19 protein-coding genes and 1 tRNA gene are annotated in these 21858 nt (G+C 73.0%); 8 read left to right on the forward strand and 12 right to left on the reverse strand.

All coding sequences use genetic code 11. The features are described 5' to 3' along the window. Nucleotides 1-14: 14 nt before the first annotated feature. Genes GJR97_RS03560 through prmC form a run of 4 tightly spaced genes read right to left on the reverse strand, consistent with a single transcriptional unit; the run spans nt 15 to nt 3620 of the window. Nucleotides 15-494: a hypothetical protein gene (locus tag GJR97_RS03560; RefSeq protein WP_154345120.1), complete on the reverse strand. Its 480-nt coding sequence runs from the start codon at nt 492-494 to the stop codon at nt 15-17. Continuing rightward, nucleotides 491-1783, reverse strand: coding sequence for an MraY family glycosyltransferase (locus tag GJR97_RS03565; protein WP_154345121.1), 1293 nt, complete (start codon nt 1781-1783; stop codon nt 491-493). The genes GJR97_RS03560 and GJR97_RS03565 overlap by 4 nt, the downstream gene beginning before the upstream one ends. After that, nucleotides 1780-2676, reverse strand: coding sequence for an L-threonylcarbamoyladenylate synthase (locus tag GJR97_RS03570; RefSeq protein ID WP_154345122.1), 897 nt, complete (start codon nt 2674-2676; stop codon nt 1780-1782). Before GJR97_RS03570 ends, GJR97_RS03565 begins: the two co-directional genes overlap by 4 nt. Before the next feature lie 59 nt (nt 2677-2735). Next, nucleotides 2736-3620, reverse strand: coding sequence for a peptide chain release factor N(5)-glutamine methyltransferase (prmC, locus tag GJR97_RS03575; protein WP_407643567.1), 885 nt, complete (start codon nt 3618-3620; stop codon nt 2736-2738). A 90-nt stretch (nt 3621-3710) separates the two neighbouring features. Here prmC and cysK point away from each other — a divergent pair, with 90 nt between their 5' ends. Further along, nucleotides 3711-4646: a cysteine synthase A gene (gene cysK, locus GJR97_RS03580; RefSeq protein ID WP_154345123.1), complete on the forward strand. Its 936-nt coding sequence runs from the start codon at nt 3711-3713 to the stop codon at nt 4644-4646. Between the two features lie 30 nt (nt 4647-4676). Beyond that, nucleotides 4677-5270, forward strand: a complete 594-nt coding sequence (gene epsC, locus GJR97_RS03585) for a serine O-acetyltransferase EpsC (protein ID WP_324613105.1) — start codon at nt 4677-4679, stop codon at nt 5268-5270. Between the two features lie 64 nt (nt 5271-5334). On the opposite strand, the gene prfA is transcribed toward epsC, so the two are convergent. The 8 genes from prfA to GJR97_RS03625 form a co-directional block, all read right to left on the reverse strand. Beyond that, on the reverse strand, nt 5335-6411 hold the full coding sequence (prfA, locus tag GJR97_RS03590) for a peptide chain release factor 1 (protein ID WP_154345125.1): 1077 nt from the start codon (nt 6409-6411) through the stop codon (nt 5335-5337). A 3-nt stretch (nt 6412-6414) separates the two neighbouring features. Next, nucleotides 6415-8505, reverse strand: a complete 2091-nt coding sequence (gene rho, locus GJR97_RS03595) for a transcription termination factor Rho (RefSeq protein WP_229275972.1) — start codon at nt 8503-8505, stop codon at nt 6415-6417. Between the two features lie 314 nt (nt 8506-8819). Next, on the reverse strand, nt 8820-9785 hold the full coding sequence (gene thrB / locus GJR97_RS03600) for a homoserine kinase (RefSeq protein ID WP_154345126.1): 966 nt from the start codon (nt 9783-9785) through the stop codon (nt 8820-8822). Beyond that, nucleotides 9782-10879 (reverse strand): threonine synthase, encoded by a 1098-nt coding sequence (thrC, locus tag GJR97_RS03605; protein ID WP_324613107.1) that lies wholly within the window; start codon nt 10877-10879, stop codon nt 9782-9784. The genes thrB and thrC overlap by 4 nt, the downstream gene beginning before the upstream one ends. After that, nucleotides 10876-12186 carry a homoserine dehydrogenase gene (locus GJR97_RS03610; protein ID WP_154345127.1) on the reverse strand — a complete coding sequence of 437 codons (1311 nt, stop codon included), beginning with the start codon at nt 12184-12186 and terminating at the stop codon, nt 10876-10878. Before GJR97_RS03610 ends, thrC begins: the two co-directional genes overlap by 4 nt. Next, nucleotides 12183-13598 (reverse strand): diaminopimelate decarboxylase, encoded by a 1416-nt coding sequence (gene lysA / locus GJR97_RS03615; protein ID WP_324613108.1) that lies wholly within the window; start codon nt 13596-13598, stop codon nt 12183-12185. The genes GJR97_RS03610 and lysA overlap by 4 nt, the downstream gene beginning before the upstream one ends. A gap of 193 nt (nt 13599-13791) precedes the next feature. Next, on the reverse strand, nt 13792-14598 hold the full coding sequence (locus GJR97_RS03620; RefSeq protein WP_154345128.1) for an LmeA family phospholipid-binding protein: 807 nt from the start codon (nt 14596-14598) through the stop codon (nt 13792-13794). Nucleotides 14599-14608: 10 nt separating this feature from the next. Beyond that, on the reverse strand, nt 14609-16282 hold the full coding sequence (locus GJR97_RS03625) for an arginine--tRNA ligase (protein WP_324613109.1): 1674 nt from the start codon (nt 16280-16282) through the stop codon (nt 14609-14611). 39 nt (nt 16283-16321) lie between these two features. On the opposite strand from GJR97_RS03625, the gene GJR97_RS03630 reads away from it, so the two are divergent. From GJR97_RS03630 to GJR97_RS03655, 6 genes are all read left to right on the forward strand, one after another. Continuing rightward, nucleotides 16322-16954, forward strand: coding sequence for an iron ABC transporter ATP-binding protein (locus GJR97_RS03630; protein ID WP_154345129.1), 633 nt, complete (start codon nt 16322-16324; stop codon nt 16952-16954). A 66-nt stretch (nt 16955-17020) separates the two neighbouring features. Beyond that, nucleotides 17021-17093: transfer RNA gene (locus GJR97_RS03635), tRNA-Arg, on the forward strand. A 192-nt stretch (nt 17094-17285) separates the two neighbouring features. Continuing rightward, the gene (locus GJR97_RS18465) at nt 17286-19304 is read left to right on the forward strand and encodes a TPM domain-containing protein (protein WP_154345130.1); all 2019 of its coding nucleotides are present in this window, start codon (nt 17286-17288) and stop codon (nt 19302-19304) included. 55 nt (nt 19305-19359) lie between these two features. After that, the gene (locus GJR97_RS03645; protein ID WP_154345131.1) at nt 19360-20097 is read left to right on the forward strand and encodes a PspA/IM30 family protein; all 738 of its coding nucleotides are present in this window, start codon (nt 19360-19362) and stop codon (nt 20095-20097) included. Nucleotides 20098-20214: 117 nt separating this feature from the next. Then, nucleotides 20215-20814, forward strand: a complete 600-nt coding sequence (locus tag GJR97_RS03650) for a J domain-containing protein (protein ID WP_154345132.1) — start codon at nt 20215-20217, stop codon at nt 20812-20814. 105 nt (nt 20815-20919) lie between these two features. Beyond that, nucleotides 20920-21762: an arginase family protein gene (locus GJR97_RS03655; RefSeq protein ID WP_154345133.1), complete on the forward strand. Its 843-nt coding sequence runs from the start codon at nt 20920-20922 to the stop codon at nt 21760-21762. Nucleotides 21763-21858 lie beyond the last annotated feature (96 nt).

Here is a 21858-nt window from a genome sequence, read left to right on the forward strand (position 1 = left end):
GGGCGGCGTTCCGGTCAGTCGTCCGAGGGCGGTGGCGGCAGGTGCGCGTCGCTCGCATACGGCAGCCGGGAGCGCGCCACGACGAGGACGTCGACCACGAGCGAACCGATGACGCCCGCCACGATCGACAGGAAGAGCACGACGGGGTCGAGCCAGTCGACACCGCGCAGCAGCACCACGAGCACGATGAACACGATGAACTTCAGGAGCCATCCGCCGAGCACGATGCCGAAGAAGGCCCCCACGAAGAGGTCCGAACCGGCGAAGCGGTTGGCGAGGAGGATGCTCGCCCCTGTGATCCCCATGAACACGACGGCGAGGAGCGTGCCGAGCAACGCGCTCACGAGCCCCTCGGGTCCGGCGAAGGCGAAGCCGAGGATGCCGCCGACGACGGCGATGGCGGCGGCGATCGCCCCGCCCCAGACGAGGGCGCGGCGAAGGACGGGGTTCGAGGTCGGCGTGCGGTCCGCGGGGTCGCGGGGTGCGGTGGTCATCGGGCTCCTGTGGTGTGGTCGTCCGGTGCCGGACGATCGGGGACGGGTCGGGGGTCGGCGTCGACGCGGAGGTCGGTGGCGGCGAGCTCGTCGAATCCGGACGTCGAGGCGACGCCCGCGGCATCCGCCTCCGCCGCCACGGTCTGGCGCTTGCGCCGGCCGAGGGGCGCCAGGGTGATCGCGGCGAGGACCACGAAGCCGACGCCGATGAACAGGAACGCCCAGCCCGAGTCGACGCCGAAGTAGACGGGCAGCACGAAGGCCAGGAGGCATCCGAACGAGGCCACCGCGGTCCAGCCGTAGAAGATGAGCACCGCGTGCAGGTGGGAGTGCCCCATGTCGAGCAGGCGGTGGTGCAGGTGCTTCCGGTCGGCGGCGAACGGCGACTTGCCCGCGCGCAGGCGGCGGACGACGGCGAGGCCGAAGTCGAGCAGCGGGATCAGGAGCACGGCGAAGGGGATGATGATCGGGATGAAGGCCGGGAACAGCTCATCGGTGCCGAGCTGGGACGGGTCGACCTGACCCGTGACCGCGATCGCCGACGTCGCCATGAGCAGGCCGACGAGGAGCGCGCCGGCGTCGCCCATGAAGAGCTTCGCGCGGTGCCAGTTGAGGGGCAGGAAACCGGCGCACGCACCGACGACCACCACGGCGAGCAGCGACGCGAGGTTGAAGTAGTTGGTGGGCGAGGTCTGCTGCACGAGCAGGTAGGAGTACAGGAAGAACACGCCGCTCGAGATGAGGGCGACCCCGGCGACGAGCCCGTCGAGCCCGTCGATGAAGTTGATCGCGTTCATCACGAGCACGATCGTGAAGACCGTCACCGTCGCGCTCATCCACGACGAGCCGACGGTGATGCCGCCGTCGGGGGCGCCGATCGGCAGCGAGACGATCGACACGCCCTGCCAGGCGATCACGCCGGCGGCGATGAACTGTCCGGCGAGCTTGGTCAGCCAGTCGAGGTCCCAGATGTCGTCGGCGACGCCGATCGCGACGATGAGTCCCGCCGCCAGCAGGATCGCGAGCACCTGGAACGGGTCCTGGAACACGATCTGCAGGTTGGCGAAGCGCGCGATGCCGAGCGAGGAGATCCACGCCGCCGCGGCGAACCCGACGAGGATGCCGAGGAACATCGCGATGCCGCCGAGTCGCGGCGTCGGCCGGGTGTGCACGTCGCGCTCGCGGATCTTCGGGTAGAGCCGGTACCGCAGGCTCAGCTTCCAGACCACCAGCGAGCCGGCGAACGTGACGATCGCCGTGACGAGCGCGAGCAGGACGAACAGGGTCATGACGTGGCGGGATCCGTCCGCTCGGTCGGGGCGGCGGCTGCGTCGACGGATGCCTCGGGAGCATCGCCCGTGTCGGGCGCGTCGACCGCGTCGCCCGGGTCCGTCGCGTCGCCCGCGGTCGTGGCATCCGCCTCGCCTGCCACCGGCGCCTCGTCGGCCGCCGACGCGTCGCCGGAGGCCGCCGGGGTCGGCTCGCCCTCCGGGGCGAGCGCCTCCTCGCCCACGACCGCCGCGATCCGCTCGCGAGAGATCACGCCGGCGCGGACGATGCGGAGCACGCCCGCGCCATCGGCGCCGACTCCGGTCGCGTCCACGATCGTGGACGACGTGTCGCCGGGCCGCTCGCCGATCGCCTCGTAGCCGGTGCCCGCGGCTCCGCCGTCGAGGTACACGGACACGCGATCGCCGAGCATGTCGGCGGCCTCGCCCGCGGTCGTCGCGGACGGCATGCCCGAGAGGTTCGCCGACGACACCGCCAGCGGGCCCGTCTCGGAGAGCAGCTCGAGCGCGATGCGGTGGTCGGGCATGCGGAGCGCCACGGTGCCGCGGGTCTCGCCGAGGTCCCAGTGCAGCGAGGGCTGCGCGCGGAGGATGACGGTGAGTCCGCCGGGCCAGAACTCGGCGACGAGGGTGCGCACGGCGTCGGGCACGTCGGCCGCGAGGGCGTCGAGCGTGGGGATGCCCGGCACGAGGACCGGCGGCGGCGAGGTCCGCTCGCGCCCCTTCGCATCGAGGAGGCGCTGGACGGCCGCTGCGCTGAACGCATCGGCGGCGACGCCGTAGACGGTGTCGGTGGGGATGACGACGAGCTCGCCGCTGCCGATGGCGCGACGGGCCAGGCGCATGCCGGCGAGGAGCTCGGACTCGACCGAGCAGTCGTGGATGAGTGTCATGACCGCTCGATTCTAGACGCGACCGAGGGTCGGAGGCTGGGCGAACGGATGCCTCGGCGTCAGCGGCGCGCGGTCGTCACCCGGTCGCGGCCGGTGAGGTCCCGGTGGTGCGCGACGGCGTGCCATCCGTCGGCCTTCAGGATGTCCGCGATCTCGGCGGACTGGGTCTCGCCGTGCTCGATCATCAGGGCGCCGCCCGGATGCAGCAGCTCGAGCGCTCGCCGCGAGAGCACGCGCACGACGTCGAGGCCGTCCGGTCCGCCGTAGAGCGCGTGCTCCGGGTCGTGCAGGCGCACCTCGGGGTCGCGCGGGATCGCGTCGTCGGGGATGTAGGGCGGGTTCGACGCGACGACCGCCACGCGGCCGTCGAGTTCGGGCAGCGCCTCGGCGAGGTCGCCGAACACGAGCTCGAGGTTGGGCGCGGCGACCTCGTCGACGTTCCGCCGCGTCCACGGGAACGCCTCCGGGGAGTTCTCGACGGCGTGGACGCGCGCGTGCGGCACCTCGGTGGCCATCGACAGCGCGATCGCCCCGCTTCCGGAGCCGAGGTCGACGCCGATCGGCTCGGGCTCCGCGGCGGCGCGCAGCGCATCGATCGCGAGCTGCGCGAGCAGCTCGGTCTCCGGCCGCGGGACGAACACGCCGGGTCCGACGGCGAGCTCCAGCGAGCGGAACGCCGCACGGCCGGTCAGGTGCTGCAGGGGCTCGCGGCGCGCACGGCGCGCGACGAGGAGGTCGAGGCCCGCGGCATCCGCCGTCGACATCACGTCGCCGATCACGAGGCGCGCGTGCACCCCGCCGCGCGAGAGGCCGAGCACGTGCCCGATGAGGAGGTCGGCGTCGACCTCGGCGTCGGCGATGCCCGCCGCCTGCAGCGTGCGGACCGTCGCGTCGCGCACCTCGCGGAGCGGTCGGGGCGCTGGCTCGTCGGACGTCGCATTCACGCAATGGAATGTAACCCACTCCCGGCGCGTTCCCCCCGTCCGTATGCTGGTGCGCGGCACGACGCCGCCGTCACGAGAGGGAACGAGATCATGGCCCAGGTCTACGAGAACATCACCGACGTCTTCGGGCGCACCCCGCTCGTCAAGCTGAACCGCGTGACGGATGGCGCCGGCGCGACCGTGCTCGCCAAGCTCGAGTTCTACAACCCGTCGGCGAGTGTCAAGGACCGCCTCGGCATCGGCATCGTCGACGCCGCCGAGGCCTCCGGCGAGCTGCAGCCCGGCGGCACGATCGTCGAGGGCACGAGCGGGAACACCGGCATCGCGCTCGCGATGATCGGCGCCGCGCGTGGCTACCGCGTCGTGATCGCCATGCCCGAGACCATGTCGAAGGAGCGGCGCGCGCTGCTGCGCGCCTACGGCGCCGAGCTCGTGCTCACGCCGGGGTCCGAGGGCATGAAGGGCGCGGTCGCCCGCGCCGAGCAGATCGCCGCCGAGACCCCCGGCGCGGTGCTCGCCCGCCAGTTCGAGAACCAGGCGAACGTCGACATCCACCGCCGCACCACCGCCGAGGAGGTCTGGGACGACACCGACGGCGGCGTGGACATCTTCGTGTCGGGCATCGGCACCGGGGGCACGCTCTCCGGCGTGGGCCAGATCCTCAAGGAGCGCAAGCCCGGGGTGACGATCGTGGGCGTCGAGCCGCTCGAGTCGCCCATCCTGAACGGCGGCCAGCCCGGCCCGCACAAGATCCAGGGCATCGGGGCGAACTTCGTGCCCGCGATCCTGGACCGCGACGTGTACGACGAGATCATCGACGTGAACATCGACCAGGCCGTCGCGACCGCGCGACGCCTCGGCATCGAGGAGGGCATCCTCGGCGGCATCTCCTCCGGTGCGACGGTGTACGCGGCCGCCCAGCTCGCGCAGCGGCCCGAGAACGCCGGCAAGACGATCGTCGTGATCGTGGCGAGCTACGGCGAGCGCTACCTCTCGACCGTCCTCTACGAGGACCTGCTGGACTAGGCGCTGCAGGCGATCTGGTTGACTGGACGGGTGGGAATCCTCGGCCGCCTCAGGGAAGACATCGCGACGGCCCGGTCCCACGACCCCGCCGCGCGCAACCGCATCGAGATCGTGCTCGCCTACTCGGGCCTGCACGCGATCTGGGCGCACCGCCTCGCGCACCGCATGTGGCGGGTCCCGGTGCTCCGTCTGCCCGCCCGCGTCGTCTCGCAACTCGTGCGCTTCCTCACGGGGATCGAGATCCATCCGGGGGCGACGATCGGCCGGCGGTTCTTCATCGACCACGGCATGGGCGTGGTCATCGGCGAGACGGCGATCGTCGGCGACGACGTCATGCTGTACCACGGCGTGACCCTCGGCGGAAAGGCGCCGCGGGGTGCGCCTCGCGGCGCGAAGCGGCATCCGACGCTCGGCGACGGCGTCACGGTGGGCGCGGGTGCGAAGGTGCTCGGCGACATCGAGATCGGTTCCGGCAGTGCCATCGGCGCCAATGCCGTCGTCACGAGGGGCGCTCCACCGCACTCGCTGCTCGTCGGGATCCCCGCGGTCGCGAAGCCGCTCTCGCCGGCGACGGCGGATGCCGCGCGCGGCATGCACGACTGGCACGTCGACTTCCACATCTAGGCGCGCGAGACGACCCGTCCCGTGCCCGCGACGCGTCCGGCGTGCGGACGGATCGCGGGATCGCTCACTGGTCGCCGAGATCGGCGAGTCGCGCCTCCTCGTCGGCGTGGATCGCCGACTCGATGATGGGCTCGAGCGCGCCGTTCATGACCTGGTCGAGGTTGTAGGCCTTGTACCCGGTGCGGTGGTCGGCGATGCGGTTCTCGGGGAAGTTGTACGTGCGGATCCGCTCGGAGCGGTCCATCGACCGGATCTGCGACTTGCGCGCGTCGGACGCCGCGGCCGCGATCTCCTCCTGCTGGCGCGCGAGCAGGCGCGCGCGCAGCACGCGCATCGCGGCCTCGCGGTTCTGCAGCTGCGACTTCTCGTTCTGCATGGCGACGACGATGCCGGTCGGGACGTGCGTGATGCGCACGGCGGAGTCCGTGGTGTTCACGGACTGGCCGCCCGGGCCCGACGAGCGGTAGACGTCGATCTTGAGGTCGTTCTGGTTGATCTCGACCTCTTCGGGCTCGTCGACCTCGGGGAAGACGAGCACGCCGGTCGTCGACGTGTGGATGCGCCCCTGGGTCTCGGTGACCGGCACGCGCTGCACGCGATGCACGCCGCCCTCGTACTTCAGGTGCGCCCAGACGCCCTGCGACGGGTCGGAGGCGTTCGACTTGATCGCGACCTGGACGTTCTTGTAGCCGCCGAGGTCGGACTCGTCGCGTTCGAGGAGTTCGGTCTTCCACCCCTTCGACTGCGCGTACTGGATGTACATGCGAAGCAGGTCCGCCGCGAAGAGGGCGCTCTCGGCGCCGCCCTCGCCGCCCTTGATCTCCATGATCACGTCGCGGCCGTCGTCGGGGTCGCGCGGGATCAGGAGTCGGCGAAGCCTCTCCTGCGACTCCGCGAGGTGCTCCTCGAGCCCGGGGACCTCCTCGGCGAACGCCTCGTCCTCCTTGGCGAGCTCACGCGCCGCCTCGAGGTCCTCCTCCGCCTGCCGCCACGCGTCGTGCGCGGCGACGATGCGGCTGAGCTCGGCGTAGCGCCGGTTCACCCGCTTCGCACGCGCGGCGTCGGCGTGCAGCGCCGGGTCGGCCAGCTCGTCCTGGAGCGAGGCGTGCTCGGTGATCAGTGCCTGGACGGACTCGAACATCGATCAGCGGTGGTCGGACTCGTGGCCGTGCCCGTTCCCGTTGCCGCCGACCGGCGCCGACTTCTGCATGAGCAGGAGGAACTCGGTGTTCGACTGCGTCTCGCGAAGGCGTCCGAGCACGGCCTCGAGGGCCTGCTGCGGCTCGAGGCCGGCCAGCGCGCGACGCAGCTTCCACGTGATCTTCACCTCGTCGGGCGAGAGCAGCATCTCCTCGCGACGCGTCGACGAGGCGTTCACGTCGACCGCGGGGAAGATGCGCTTGTCCGCGAGGTGCCGCGACAGGCGCAGCTCGGAGTTGCCGGTGCCCTTGAACTCCTCGAAGATGACCTCGTCCATCTTGGAACCGGTCTCGACGAGCGCGGTCGCGAGGATGGTCAGCGATCCGCCGTTCTCGATGTTGCGCGCCGCGCCGAAGAACCGCTTCGGCGGGTACAGCGCCGACGCGTCCACGCCGCCCGAGAGCACGCGTCCCGATGCGGGCGCGGCCAGGTTGTAGGCGCGGCCGAGGCGGGTGATCGAGTCGAGCAGCACGACCACGTCGTGGCCGAGCTCCACGAGGCGCTTCGCGCGCTCGATCGCGAGCTCGGCGACCGTGGTGTGGTCCTCTGCCGGGCGGTCGAACGTCGAGGCGATCACCTCGCCCTTGACCGTGCGCTGCATGTCGGTGACCTCTTCGGGGCGCTCGTCGACGAGCACGACCATGAGGTGGACCTCGGGGTTGTTGGTGGCGATGGCATTCGCGATCTGCTGCAGCACGATCGTCTTGCCCGCCTTCGGCGGTGCGACGATGAGGCCGCGCTGGCCCTTGCCGATCGGGGCCACGAGGTCGATGATGCGCTGCGTGAGCTTCGTCGGCTCGGTCTCGAGGCGGAGTCGGTCCTGCGGGTAGAGCGGCGTGAGCTTCTGGAAGTCGACGCGCGCCGCGGCCTCGTCGGCCGTCTGGCCGTTGACCGAGTCGATCTTGACCAGCGCGTTGTACTTCTGGCGGCTGCTGCCCTCGCCCTCGCGCGGCTGCTTGATCGATCCGACGACCGCGTCGCCCTTGCGCAGGTGGTACTTCTTCACCTGGCCGAGCGAGACGTACACGTCGCTCGGTCCGGGCAGGTACCCGGTCGTGCGGACGAACGCGTAGTTGTCGAGCACGTCGAGGATGCCGGCGATCGGGATGAGCACGTCGTCGTCGAGGATCTCGGGCTCGACCTCGTCGCCCTGGCCCTGCCCGCGGCGCTTGCGGTCGCGGTAGCGGTTGCGGCGTCCGCCGCCCTCGCCGTCGGCCGGCTGCTGGTCGCCGCCACGGCCCTGCTGGTCGCCACGGCCCTGCTGGTCGCCACGGCCCTGCTGACCACGACCTCCCTGCTGGTCCTGCTTGCCCTTGTCGGATTCGCCGCCCTGGCGACCCTTCTCGGACTCGGACTGGCGGCCCTTGTCGCCGTCGGCCTGCTCGTCGGCACGGCGTCCGCCCTGCTGCTCGGCCTTCTGCCCGTCGCCGCGGTCGGCGCCGCCGCGACGACCGCGGTTGCGGCTGCGACCCTGACGCTGTTCCTGCGCGGGCTGCTCGGCCTTGCCGTCGCCCTCGCCCTCGCCCTCGCCCTGGCCTTCGCCCTCACCGGTGTCGCCCTTGCGGCCGCCGGCGGTCGCTGCGGCGAGCTGCTCGCGCACGGCCGCTCGGGCGGCCTCGCGGGCCTCGTCGTCGGACGAGCCGGCGGCGGGCGCCTCATCGGTCGGAGCGTCGGCGGGCACGAGCTCGACACCCGTCGTGCCCGCGTTCGCGTGGGCTGCGGCGGCCGTGGCGCTCGTGGCGCGACGCGGCTGGCGGCCACGCCGGGCCGGCTCGGCGGCCGGAGCCTCGGCGGCCGGGGTCTCGGCGGTCGGGGCCTCGGCGGTCGGCTCGTCGACGGCCGGTGCGGATGCCTCGGCGGGGGCCGCGGCCTCCGCGGCCTCGACGGGGGCCGGCTCGACGACGTCGTCGGCCTCGACGGCCGCGGTGCCGTCGGTGTGGGCGGAGATCAACTCCACGAGTTCTCCTTTTCGGCGCTTCGAGGCGCCCGCGATGCCGAGCGAGGACGCGAGCTCCTGGAGCTCGGCGACCTTCATGGTCGACAGGCGGGGGCGGTCCACGCGCTCCGCGTGGTCGGTTCCGTTGGTCACTGGGATTGTCCTTTCCCCTGGCCAGGCATTGGGGGTTGGCCGAGGAGAGCTGATCGCGGCACGTCGCAGACGTGCGCGCGAGGCGCAGATCTGCGCGATGGCGAAAGCATGAGATGCCGGGAATCGCACCGAACGGCGACGGCGCGAGTGGTGCAGCGCCGACCGGGTGCGGGCTTCAGTCTAGCACCCGGCGGTCCGCGCTCGGACCACGCGCCACGCGGTCCGGCGCGGATCCCGAGCGGGATCCGCGCGTGCGCCGCTCAGTCGCCGTCGACCGGCGTCACCGTCGCTCCGAGGAAGTCGACGGCCAGCGGGAGGGCCTGCCAGGCGGTGTCGGCCGTCTCCTCGACGAGGCCCGTGGCATCCGCCCGCTCGCTCGGATCGCTCGCGAGCACGAGGATCGACGGGCCGGCCCCCGACACGACCGCGGGATGTCCCGCCTCGCGCAGGCGCCGGATGAGTCGATCGGTCTCGGGCATCGCCTCGGCCCGGTAGCTCTGGTGGAGCTTGTCCTCGGTGGCCGCGAGCAGCAGCTCTGGGCTCTGGATCAGCGCCGCGACGAGCAGGGCCGAACGCGACACGTTGAAGACGGCGTCCTCGTGGGGCACCGACTGCGGCTGCAGGCTGCGTGCGAGCGCCGTGGACATCTCGTGCTCGGGCACGAGCACGAGCGGCGACACCCCGCGGTGCACCATGAGCTTCTTGTGGCGCGGGCCCTCAGGCGTGACCCAGGCGATCGTGAGCCCGCCGAAGAGCGCCGGCGCGACGTTGTCGGGGTGTCCCTCGAGTTCCGTCGCGACCTCGAGCAGTCCGTCCGGGGAGATCTCGACCTCGGGCGCGAGGAGGCCCTTCGCCGCCATGACGCCCGCCACGATCGCCGCGCCGGACGAGCCGAGGCCCCGACCGTGCGGGATGGAGTTGTGCGCGACGAGCCGGATCGGCGGGAGTTCGCGGCCGAACCGCGCGAACGTGTGCGCCATCGCACGCACCACGAGGTGCGACGCGTCGAGCGGGACCTCGCCTTCGCCGACGCCGTGCACCTCGATCTCGAGCCCGGAGCCGACGACCTCGACCTCGACCTCGTCGTACTGCGCGAGCGCGAGCCCGAGCGTGTCGAAGCCGGGGCCGAGGTTCGCCGAGGTCGCCGGGACCTTGACGTGCACCTTCCGCCCGAGCAGGACGTCGTCCGTCGAGGGCGTCGCCTCCGCCGCGGCGGAGGCGCTCATGCGCCGAGTCCCAGCACCTCGGCGACGTGCGCCACGTCGGCGGGGACGACCGTCGGCGCGACCTCGGAGCCGTCGGGACGACGGAGCGCCCACTGCGGGTCCTTGAGTCCGTGCCCGGTGACCGTCAGGACGACCTTCGCGCCTGCCGGCACCTGCCCGGCCTCGGCGCGCTCGAGCAGGCCCGCGACGCTGATCGCGGAGGCCGGCTCGACGAAGATCCCGACCTCGGCCGAGAGGATCCGCTGCGCCTCGAGGATCTTGTCGTCCTCGATCGCGCCGAAGTAGCCGTCCGTCAGGTCGCGCGCCTCGAGCGCGAGGTGCCACGACGCCGGGTTGCCGATGCGGATGGCGCTCGCGATGGTCTCGGGGTTGCGGACCGGCTCGCCGCGCACGAGCGGCGCCGACCCGGCGGCCTGGAAGCCGAACATGCGCGGCAGCCTCGTCGCGTTGCCCGCCGCGATGTCCTCGCGGTACCCGCGCGTGTACGCCGTGTAGTTGCCCGCGTTGCCGACCGGGATGAAGTGGAGGTCGGGTGCGTCGCCGAGCACCTCGACGACCTCGAACGCGGCGGTCTTCTGGCCCTCGATGCGGTCGTTGTTCACCGAGTTCACCAGGTGCACCGGGTAGTTCTCGGCGAGGTCGCGCGCGATGTCGAGGCAGTCGTCGAAGTTGCCCTGGATCTGGATGAGCTGGGCGTCGTGCGCGATCGCCTGGCTGAGCTTGCCCATCGCGATCTTGCCCTCGGGGACGAGCACGGCGGCCTTGATGCCGGCGTGCGTGGCGTACGCGGCGGCCGAGGCCGACGTGTTGCCGGTCGAGGCGCAGATGACGACCTCGGCGCCACCCTCGACGGCCTTCGTGACGGCCATCGTCATGCCGCGGTCCTTGAACGAACCGGTCGGGTTCATGCCCTCGAACTTGACCCACACGTCGGCGCCGGTCCGGCGCGAGAGCGCCGGTGCGGGCAGGAGCGGCGTGCCGCCCTCGCCGAGGGTGACGATCGGGGTGGCGTCGGTCACGTCGAGGCGGTCGGCGTACTCCCGGATGACGCCGCGCCACTGGCGCGACGGCGCCTTGGTTGCCTGGTGGTTCACTCTGCTCCTTCGACTCGGATGACGGATGCGACGGAGGTCACGACCGGGCTGTCGGCGAGCGCGGCGACCGTCTCGGCGAGCGCGGACTCACGCGCCTCGTGGGTGCCGATCACCAGCGTAGCCCGGCCGTTCTCGTCGTTGATGGTCTGCTCGAGCTCGCCGACCGAGACGCCGTGGTCGGCGAACACGTGCGCGATCGTCGCGAGCACGCCCGGCTGGTCGGCGGCCTCGATCGTGATGGCGTAGCGGGTCGTGATGCGGCCGATCTCGAGGACGGGGAGCTCGGCGTGCGTCGACTCGGCCGTGCCCGGACCGCCGAGCACGTGACGACGCGCGATCGCGACGAGGTCGCCGAGCACGGCCGAGGCGGTCTGCACGCCGCCCGCGCCGGCGCCGTAGAACATGAGGGGGCCGGCTGCGGCGGCCTCGACGAAGACCGCGTTGTTGGCGCCGTGCACCGCGGCGAGCGGATGGCTCCGGTGCACCATCGCCGGGTAGACGCGCGCCGAGACGCCCTCCTCCCCCGTCTCGGGGTCGGCGAGGCGCTCGCAGATCGCGAGGAGCTTCACGACGTAGCCGGCGCGCTTGGCCGACTCGACCTGGGCGGCGGTGACGCCCGTGATGCCCTCTCGGTGCACCCTGTCGACGGGCACGCTCGTGTGGAACGCGAGGCTCGCGAGGATCGCGGCCTTCTGCGCGGCGTCGTAGCCGCCGATGTCGGCCGTCGGGTCGGCCTCGGCGTAGCCGAGCTCGGTGGCCGTCGCGAGCGCGTCCTCGAGCGAGGCCCCCGTGGTGTCCATCCGGTCGAGGATGAAGTTCGTCGTGCCGTTGACGATGCCGAGGATGCGGTCGATGCGGTCGCCCGCGAGGCTGTCGCGGAGCGGCCGGATGATGGGGATGGCGCCGCCGACGGCGGCCTCGTACGAGAGCTGCGCGCCGACCTGCTCCGCCGCGGCGAACAGCTCGGGGCCGTGGGTGGCCAGGAGCGCCTTGTTGCCCGAGACGACGTCGGCACCCGACGACACGGCCTTCAGGATCAGCGTGCGCGCCGGCTCGAGCCCGCCCATGAGCTCGATCACGATGTCGGCGCCGAGGATCAGCGACTCCGCGTCGGTCGTGAGCAGCTCGCGCGGCAGCGCGACGTCGCGCGGCGCATCGACGTCGCGGACGGCGATGCCGACGAGCTCGATCCTCGCGCCGATGCGATTGGCGAGCTCGTCGCCCTGCTCGAGCAGCAGCCGGGCGACCTGGGAGCCGACCGAGCCGGCGCCGAGCAGCGCCACGCGGATGGAACGGTATTCGATCATGCGGTGACTCCGTGTGCGTCATCGTCGTGGTCGGGGAGGCCGGCGTCGCGAGCGAGGAGGTCCTCCTCGCTCTCGCCGCGCACGATCACGCGCGCGGCACCGCCGGAGACGGCCACGACCGGCGGTCGTGGCACGTGGTTGTAGTTGGACGCCAGCGACCAGCAGTACGCACCGGTCGCGGCGACCGCCACGAGGTCGCCGGGGGCGACGTCGTGGGGAAGCCAGTCGTGGTCGACGACGATGTCGCCGGACTCGCAGTGCTTGCCGACGACGCGCACGAGCGCCGCCGCCTCGTCGGACACCCGCGACGCGAGGCGCACCGTGTACGACGCGCCGTACATCGCGGTGCGGATGTTGTCGCTCATGCCCCCGTCGACGGACACGTAGTGGCGCCAGCCCTCATCGGTCGGCACGGGCTTCACGGTGCCGACCGTGTAGAGCGTGATGCCGGCCGGCCCGATGATCGAGCGGCCCGGCTCGAACGCGAGTCGCGGCACCGGCACGCCGAGCCGCGCGCTCGCGGCGGCGACCGCATGCGCGATGCCGTCGGCGATCTCCTCGATCGGAGCGGGCCGGTCGAGCTCGGTGTAGGCGATGCCGAACCCGCCTCCGAGGTTGAGCTCGGGCACCGGCGCGACCGCGGACAGCTCGGCGTGCACGGCGAGCAGCCGCTCGGCCGACTCCGCGAAGCCGGCGGCGTCGAAGATCTGGGACCCGATGTGGCAGTGCAGCCCGACGAAGTCGAGCGAGTCGTGCGAGCGGATGCCGGCGACCACGCGCCCGGCGTCGCCGAGCGCGATGCCGAACTTCTGATCCTCGTGCGCGGTGGCCAGGAACTCGTGCGTCGACGCGTGCACGCCCGAGTTGACGCGCAACCGGACGCGCTGGACGCGGCCGGCGCGCGCCGCGGCATCCGCGACCCGGAGCACCTCGACCTCGCTGTCGATGATGATCGTGCCGACGCCCGCGGCCACGGCGCGTTCGATCTCGCGCACCGACTTGTTGTTGCCGTGGAAGCCGATGCGCGCGGGGTCGGCGCCCGCGGCGAGGGCGACGGCGAGCTCGCCGCCCGTCGCGACGTCGATCGCGAGGCCCTCGTCGGTCATCCAGCGGACGACCGCGCCGGACAGGAACGCCTTGCCCGCGTAGTAGACGGTCGCCGAGGTGCCGACGGATGCCGCGGCCCGCTCGAACGCGGCGCGGGTCCGACGGGCGCGCGAGCGCGCGACGTGCTCGTCGACGACGTACAGCGGGGTCCCGAAGCGCGTCGCGAGGGTCTCCACGTCGACGCCGCCGACGACGATGCGGCCGACCTGGTCGCGGTGCGCGCCCTCGGGCCACACGGTGGGATCGAGCGCGTCGGCGTCCGCGGGCGCGCCGCGCAGCGCGGGGACGGATGCGCTGGATGACACGGGGAACCTCACGGGACGATGGAACGACGGATCGCTCGGACGGCGAGCGAACCCGGATCGGTTCCTGAAGCCTCGGTGCGGACCGCCCTTGTGGGGCGGCGTATGGGCGAGTCTACCGACGCCGGTCGCGGCGGCCGAATCGACGACGACACCCGGCGACGTGCTCGCGACGTCGTGGCGGCGGACCCGTGGGTCAGGCGCAGGTGCCCGTCGTGGCGAGCGTCTCCTCGACGAGCGGGAGGCCGCTCGCCTCGAGCCGGACCGTCACGCGATCGGGCGCGACCTCGATGCCGGAGAGCTCGACCCCCTCGGGCAGGCGGTCGGCGACGCAGATCGGGACCGGGTCGCCGCCGAGCACGCGATCGACGAGCCCGGAGGCGTCGAAGCTGCCGCCCCCGGCGTTGATGTCGGCCGCCACGGGCTGGAGCAGCACGCGGTCGCCCGCCGCCGAGGGCTCGGCCGTGATCGAGAAGCCGATGGGGATGCCGAGGAAGGTGGTCTCGTCCTCGTACGCGACGGTGCCGTCGCCGAGGGTGAGACCGCCGGTGATCCCCTGCGACGCGGCGATCTCGTCGACGGCGTCGCCGTCGATCGACGCCTCGGCCTCGCCGCGCCCGAGCGTCCCGCCCTCGGCGAGCGGGACGTCGTACGCCGTGACCGTCACGTCGACCGGGACGCCGTTCACCACGAGGTCGGGCGCGGTGGCGACCATCTCGTCCATGCTCCCGGTCATCGCCTGCCAGAGCGCGGAGAACCCCCTGATCTGGACGCGGACCTCGCCCTCGACGCCCTCCGGCAGCGACCGCTCGATCGAGTCCGCGACGTTCCGCTCGGCGATCCCCCGCCCGACGGTCTCGACGAGGACCAGCAGCGCGGCGATCACCGCGAGCACGACGAGGACGACGACCGCGACGCGGCCTCCCCTGCGCCGGCGGGGCGGCGCGGCGCCCGCCCCGCCGACCGGGTCGACGGGAACCGTGTCGGCGTCGCGTGAGCTCATGCGGGCGAGGCTACATGCGCTCCGGCGCCGACACGCCGAGCAGGTCGAGGCCGTTGCGGATGACCTGCCCGGTCGCGTCGTTCAGCCACAGCCGCGTGCGATGCAGGTCGCCGACCGGCTCGTCGCCGAGCGGGAGGACGCGGCAGTTGTCGTACCAGCGGTGGTAGAGCCCCGCGAGCTCCTCGATGTAGCGGGCGATGCGGTGCGGCTCGCGGAGTTCCGCGGCCTGGGCGACGATGCGCGGGAACTCCTGCAGCGCCCCGAGCAGGGCCGACTCGGTCTCGTGCTCGAGCAGTTCGGGAGCGAACGACGAGCGGTCGACGCCGGATGCTGCGGCGTTGCGGGCGACGGCGGCCGTGCGCGCGTGCGCGTACTGCACGTAGAACACGGGATTGTCGTTCGTCCGGCGGCGCAGCTGCTCGGGGTCGATCGCGAGCGGCGAGTCGGCCGGGTAGCGGGCGAGCGTGTAGCGCAGCGCATCGGTGCCGAGCCAGGCCTGCAGGTCGTCGAGCTCGATGATGTTCCCCGCGCGCTTCGAGAGCTTCGCGCCGTTGATGCTCACGAGCTGCCCGATGAGCACCTCGATGTCGCGTTCCGGGTCGTCGCCCGCCGCGCCCGCGAGCGCCTTCAGGCGGTGCACGTAGCCGTGGTGGTCGGCGCCGAGCAGGTAGATCTTGTGCTCGAACCCGCGGTCGCCCTTGTCGAGGTAGTACGCGGCATCCGCGGCGAAGTAGGTGTAGACGCCGTTGGCGCGGCGGATGACGCGGTCCTTGTCGTCGCCGAAGTCGGTCGTGCGCACCCACACCGCGCCGTCCTCGTCGAACACGTGGCCCTGCGCCCGCAGCCGCTCGACCGCGGCGTCGATCGCCGAGACGCCGTCGTCGTCCTTCGCGTGCAGGGCGCGCTCGCTCGTCCAGACGTCGAAGTGCACGTTGAAGCGCTCGAGCGATGCGCGGATCTCGGCGAGCTGCAGCTCGTACGCGATCTCGCGCGCGGTGTGCAGCGCCACCTCGTCGTCGAGCTCGAGCAGGTGCGGCTCGCGTTCGAGCACGCGCGCGGCGAGGTCGGCGATGTACCGGCCCGGGTAGCCGTTCTCGGGCGTCGGCTCGCCCTTCGCGGCCGCGATGACCGAGGCGCCGAAGTTGTCCATCTGGTTGCCGGCGTCGTTGATGTAGTACTCGTTCGCGACCTCGGCTCCGGCGGCGCGCAGCACGCGGCCGATCGAGTCGCCCAGCGCCGCCCAGCGGGTGTGCCCGATGTGCAGCGGACCGGTCGGGTTCGCCGAGACGAACTCGAGGTCGATCACGCGACCCGAGAGCGAGTCGCCACGACCGTACGCGGTGCCGGCGTCGACGATCGCCTTCGCGAGCGCGCCGGCGGCCGCGGCGTCCAGCCGGATGTTGATGAAGCCGGGACCGGCGACCTCGGCGCTCGCGACGCCGTCGACGCCCGCGAGGCCGGCCGCCAGCTCGGTCGCGAGCTCGCGCGGGTTGGCGCCGAGCGGCTTCGCGATGCGCAGGGCGATGCTCGACGCCCAGTCGCCGTGCTCGCGGAGCTTGGGACGCTCGAGCGTCACGGCGTCGGGGGCGAGGCTCAACTCGACGTCGGCACCCCCCTCGCGTCGCCGCGCGACCAGGGCGATCACGAGGTCGTACAGGGCACGCGAGAGGTCGGCGGGAGTCACTCGAAGATCCTACCGGGCGGCGTTGCTATCGTTTCCCGCATGCCGCGCCCGAACGCCCCGCTCCCCCGACTCCGCCCGGCCGTGCTCGCCGCGGCCGGCGCGACCGCGCTCGCCCTCGTCCTGTCCGCGTGCACGGTCCCGTCGGCCTCCCCGGCCGAGACCACGGCGCCGCCCGCGGCGACGGGTTCCGCTGCGGCGACGGTGCCGGCGGAACCGACGATCGAGCCCGAGCCGACCGAGGAGCCGATCCCGTTCGAGGTCGCGTGCGACGAGCTCCTCACGCCCGACCAGGTGTACGCGTTCAACCCGAACTACGGCACCGCGCCCGACTACGCCCCCTCGGCCGCGACGATCGCCGCCGTGGTCGCCGCGTCGGGCACGGCCTGCGGGTGGAGCAACCAGACGAGCGGCGAGGTGATCGAGGTCGGCGTGGCCGCGCTCCCCGAGCACGCCTACGAGCTGCAGGTCGGCGACGCGGCGATGCACTCCAACCCCGTGCCCACGTACGGCACCCCGCCCGAGGTCGAGGGCTTCTTCCGGCAGTCCGGCGGCGTCGGGCAGGCCCAGGTGTTCGCCGACGGATACTGGATCGTGGTCGAGTCCCCCGTCCTGTTCGAGCCCGGCGACGCGCAGGGCCTCGTCGCCGACGTCGTCGCGAACGTGGTCGGCTGAGCCGTTCTCCGGGGGGTTCGGCGTGCGCCGAGCGACCCGCGCAGGTGGTAGTGTTTCCTGCTGTGCGCCTCCGTAGCTCAGGGGATAGAGCGCCGGTTTCCGGTACCGTAGGTCGGGGGTTCGAATCCCTCCGGGGGCACGTCGTGAAGAGCCCGGTCCACTCAGTCGCCTGAGGGTCCGGGCTCGTTCCGTATCCGGGCGCCGTCACCTCCCCCGCGGTCGGATCGACCGCGGGCCGTGCGCTGCTGAGCGTCCGCCCGGAGTCGTGGACGCTCGTCGGAGCGCCCCAATAGACTCCAGACATCGGCTCCGAGGGGAAAGGCACTGTCGCATGCGGTCGGTTGGCAGGGCTTCGATCGCGGGCGCCGTCCTCATCGGGCTGACCCTGCTCCAGGTGCCCGCGGTCGCGAACGCCGAGCAGCCGGTCGAGTTCGGGGAGAGCCCGATCGTCGACACGGTGGAGGCCGTGACGCCCGACGAGGCGCGCGACGTCGTGGCGGCGATCGAGGAGGCGGCAGACCGGAGCGGGCGTCAGCTGTTCGTGGCCTACGTGAGCGAGTTCGAGGACCCGGCCGACGCGGGGTCCTGGGCGACCGAGACCGCCAACGACAACAACATGGGCAGCGAGGACTACCTGCTCGCGGTCGCGATCGACGGTCGCGCCTACCACCTGTCCGCCGCCGAGGACGCCTCGCTGTCGGCGACCGACATCGACCGCATCTCCGTCGAGGTCATCGAGCCCCACCTGCGCGACGGCGACTGGGCCGCCGCCGCGATCGCCGGCGCGGAGGCGATCGGCGGGGGCGGCGGCTCGGGCGGGGGCGGCGCCTGGCTCTGGATCGCGCTCCTCGTCGTCGCCGCAGCCGTGATCGTCGTCGTGGTCGTGCTCGCCCGGCGGCGCGCTCGGCGCCGTGCGGCGCCCCCGGCGGGCCCGCCCGCGGTCCCGATCGAGGAGCTACGGCGGCAGGCCGGCGGCGCGCTCATCGATGCGGACGACGCGCTGAAGACCAGCGAGGAGGAGCTGGGCTTCGCCGTCGCCTCCTTCGGCGATGAGGCGACGGCCGACTTCCGGGCCGCCCTCGCCGCGGCGAGGGCGAAGGTGCGCGAGGCCTTCGGCCTGCAGCAGCGACTCGACGACCACGAACCCGACACCGAGGCCCAGCAACGCGAGTGGTACGCGGGCATCCTCCGCCTCACCGACGAGGCGGAGGCGGCGCTCGACGCGCAGGCCGAGCGCTTCGACGCCCTGCGTGCGCTCGAGCAGAACGCGCCGCAGGCGCTCGCACGGGTCGAGGAGGCGGTCCGGGCCGCCGAATCGGCGATCGGGCCCGCCTCCGCACGGCTGCAGGCCCTGTCGCCGCAGTACGCGCCGGCGGCGCTCGCCTCCGTCGTCGACAACGCCGAGCAGGCGCGTGCGCGCATCGCGTTCGCCCGCGACTCCGCCGCGGAGGCCGCTGCCGCGATCGGACGCGGCGAGACGGGCGCGGCCGCCGTCGACATCCGCGCGGCGGAGGAGGCCGCGGACCAGGCCCGCATCCTCGCCGCGGCGGTCGAGCGGCTCGCGGCCGACCTCGACGACGGGGACCGGGCCGTCGCCGCCGGTATCGCCGACCTCGAATCCGACGTGCGCACCGCGCGAAGCATGTCCGACGCCGCACTCGACGCACTCGCCGACCGGGTCGAGGCCGAGGCGAGCGCGCTGCGCGCCGACCTCGGCCGCGCCGGCCGGTCGCCGCTCGAACTCGCTGCGCGACTCGACGCGACCAACCGGGAGATCGACTCCGCGATCCAAGGGGCCCGCGACGCCGCGGTGCAGGCTCAGCGCACGCGAGCCGAGCTCGATCGCACGCTCCTCGCCGCCCGTTCGCGGGTGCAGGCTGCCGAGGACTACCTGGTCGCGCGACGCGGCGCGATCGGCGCCGAGGCGCGCACGCGGCTCGCCGAGGCCGGCCGGCTCGTCGTCGAGGCCCAGTCCCTCACCGCGACCGACGCCGCACGGGCGCTCGCCGCGGCGCAGCGCGCGGACCGGCTCGCCGGCCAGGCGATGACCCTCGCCCAGCAGGACGTCGGCGGGTTCGCGGGAGGCCACGGCGGAACCGCGGCATCCGGCGGCTTCGGCGTGCCGCCGGGTCGGGGTGGGAGCGGGGGCGAGGTGTTCGGCGCCGTCCTCGGCGGCATCCTGATCGACTCGATGCTCGGCGGCGGACGGCGCGGCGGAGGATTCGGCGGGGGCTTCCCCGGGGGATCCGGCGGCCGCCGCTCGTCGGGCGGATCCGGCGGCCGACGCGCTCCGGGCAGCTTCGGCGGATCCGCGACCCGCTCGAGGCGCGGGAGCGGAGGCCGCTTCTGACGCTGCCCACCGACCAGCACGACCCCGTTCGATCACCACACGGAAGGACACCATGATGGCCAAGCAGTCCATCTTCGGACGCATCTCGCAGCTGCTGCGAGCCAACGTCAACGCGCTCATCGACCAGGCCGAGGACCCCGAGGTCATGCTCGACCAGATGGTGCGCGACTTCACGAACTCGATCGCCGATGCCGAAGCCGCGATCGCCGAGACGATCGGCAACCTGCGGCTGCTCGAGGACGACCATCGCGAGGACCTCGAGGCGGCCCGTGAGTGGGGCGACAAGGCGCTCGCCGCGAGCCGCAAGGCCGACGAACTGCGAACCTCGGGCGACACCGTCGACGCGGACAAGTTCGACAATCTCGCCAAGGTCGCCCTCAGCCGCCAGATCTCGTCGGAGAACGAGGCCCGAGCCGCCGAGCCGCAGATCGCGGCGCAGACCGAGGTCGTCGACAAGCTGAAGGCCGGACTGAACGGCATGAAGCAGAAGCTCGTCGAACTGCAGAACAAGCGAGCGCAGCTGATCGCACGCGCGAAGACCGCGGCCGCGCAGCAGCAGGTGCACGCAGCGGTGAAGTCGATCGACATCCTCGACCCGACCAGCGAGATCGGCCGCTTCGAGGACAAGGTCCGTCGCGAGGAGGCGAAGGCGCGCGGCCAGGCCGAGCTGGCGGCGTCGAGCCTCGACGCCCAATTCAACGAACTCGACGACCTCGGGGAGCTCACCGAGGTCGAGGCACGGCTCGCCATGCTGAAGGCCGGCGGCGCACAGGGACAGATCTCCGGCTCCTGACCCGGACGGATGTCGCGGGGCCGCAGCACGGACTGCACCCCGCGGCATCCGCTTCACCGCCGGCCGTGACGATCGCGCACCCGGTACGGGCACTCCGGCCACGAGGAGGTGCGGGGCATGACTCCCGACGAGGCGGCGCGCGTGCTCGGAGTCGACCGCGACGCCGACCAGCCGGCCCTCGATCGCGCGTACCGACGCCTCGCGCGCGAGCTGCACCCCGATCGCTTCGTCGGGGCGCCGGAGCCGGAGGTCCTCGCGGCGAGCGCTCGCTTCGTCGAGGTCGGTCGCGCGTACCGGCTGCTCTCCGAGTCGAGGTCCGACGCGGGCGTCGACGGCGCGTCCGGTCCGATCTTCGCCCAGGCCCGATCGCCGGGCGCCGCGCGCGCCGTGCCCCTCCGGCCGTTCAGCGCGCGACTGTTCGCGACGTGGGTCGCCCTCCTCCTCCTCGGCGCGCTCCTGTCGACGTCGACCGATCCGATCCTCACCCCCCTCGACCTCTGGGGGCGGCTCGCGCTGCTCGTCACCGCGGCGCTCGCGACCGGACTCACTCGCCGCCGGTGGGCGTGGTGGGCGACCCTGGTGCTCCTCGGGCTCAGCGGGGTCGCGGTGATCGCGTCGACGACCGTCGCGTCGCTCCTCGGGCTCGGCTTCATGGCGGTCGCCTCCGTGGGCATCGCCGTCCAAGCGGGGCTCGTGCGCTTCCCGGACCAGGGCTGAGGGCGGAGCGCCGCCGCGGGCGCGTCGGCCCGACGTCCCCGACGCGGTCCGGTCGGCCCCCCGGCGACGCTCGCGCCGGGTTGCCGCGAGGCACATACTGGGACCATGCCGGCCGCCTTCGTCGTCGTCCCCGAATGGCAGGGTTCCGTCTCCGCGCGTGCGATGAGCCATGCGGACGGAGCGCACGCCATCAGCGGGGACCTCCCCTCCGCTTCCACCGTGCTCGTCGACGTGCCCGTCGAGGCGGGCGACTCGCTCGGCACGGGCGTGCACCGCTACAGCGCGCTGCGGAGGGTCGGCGATCGCATGCGCGCGGCGATGCAGGGGCTCGGACGGACGCCGATCGCGATCGGCGGCGACTGCGGCATCGCACTGGCCTCGGTGGCGACCGCGGCCGCGGGCGATGCCGACTCGCTCGCCGTCCTCTGGCTCGATGCCCACCCCGACCTCAACTCGCCCGACACGAGCCCGTCCGGCGCGTTCAACGGGATGGTGCTCCGGGCCATCGCGGGCGACGGCGCGGAGGGCCTCGCGCTGCGCGACGGCGAGCGGGTCGCCCCCTCGAGGCTGGTCCTCGGCGGCGTGCGGTCGCTCGACGAGGGCGAGCAGGCGTTCATCGACGAGCACGGGATCGCGATGGTCGACGTCGACCGCTTCCGGGAACCCGCGGCGATCGTGGAGGCGATCCTCGCGACGGGGGCGTCGCGCGTGTACGTCCACGTCGACCTCGACGTGCTCGATCCGTCCGCGATCGCAGGCCTGTCCTACCCGCTCCCCTTCGGCGCGGACCCGGACGACCTGGTGGCGCTGGTGCGCACCGTCGTCGCCGACGTCCCGCTCGCCGGAGCGTCGATCGCCGGATTCGCACCGTCCTCGCCCGAGGCGGCGCTCGACGACCTGCCGACGATCCTCCGGCTCATCGGCGCCCTCGCCTCCGGAGCGCGCTGACCCGACGACCACGCGGCTCGCGCGGTGCACGTCGGGTCGGAACATGTCGTTCCGCTCGCGGCCCCCGCTCCCTAGGCTGTCGTGGGGGCCGGACGC

The organism is Agromyces kandeliae (genome assembly GCF_009674665.1).
In the GTDB taxonomy this organism is placed as follows: domain Bacteria; phylum Actinomycetota; class Actinomycetes; order Actinomycetales; family Microbacteriaceae; genus Agromyces; species Agromyces kandeliae.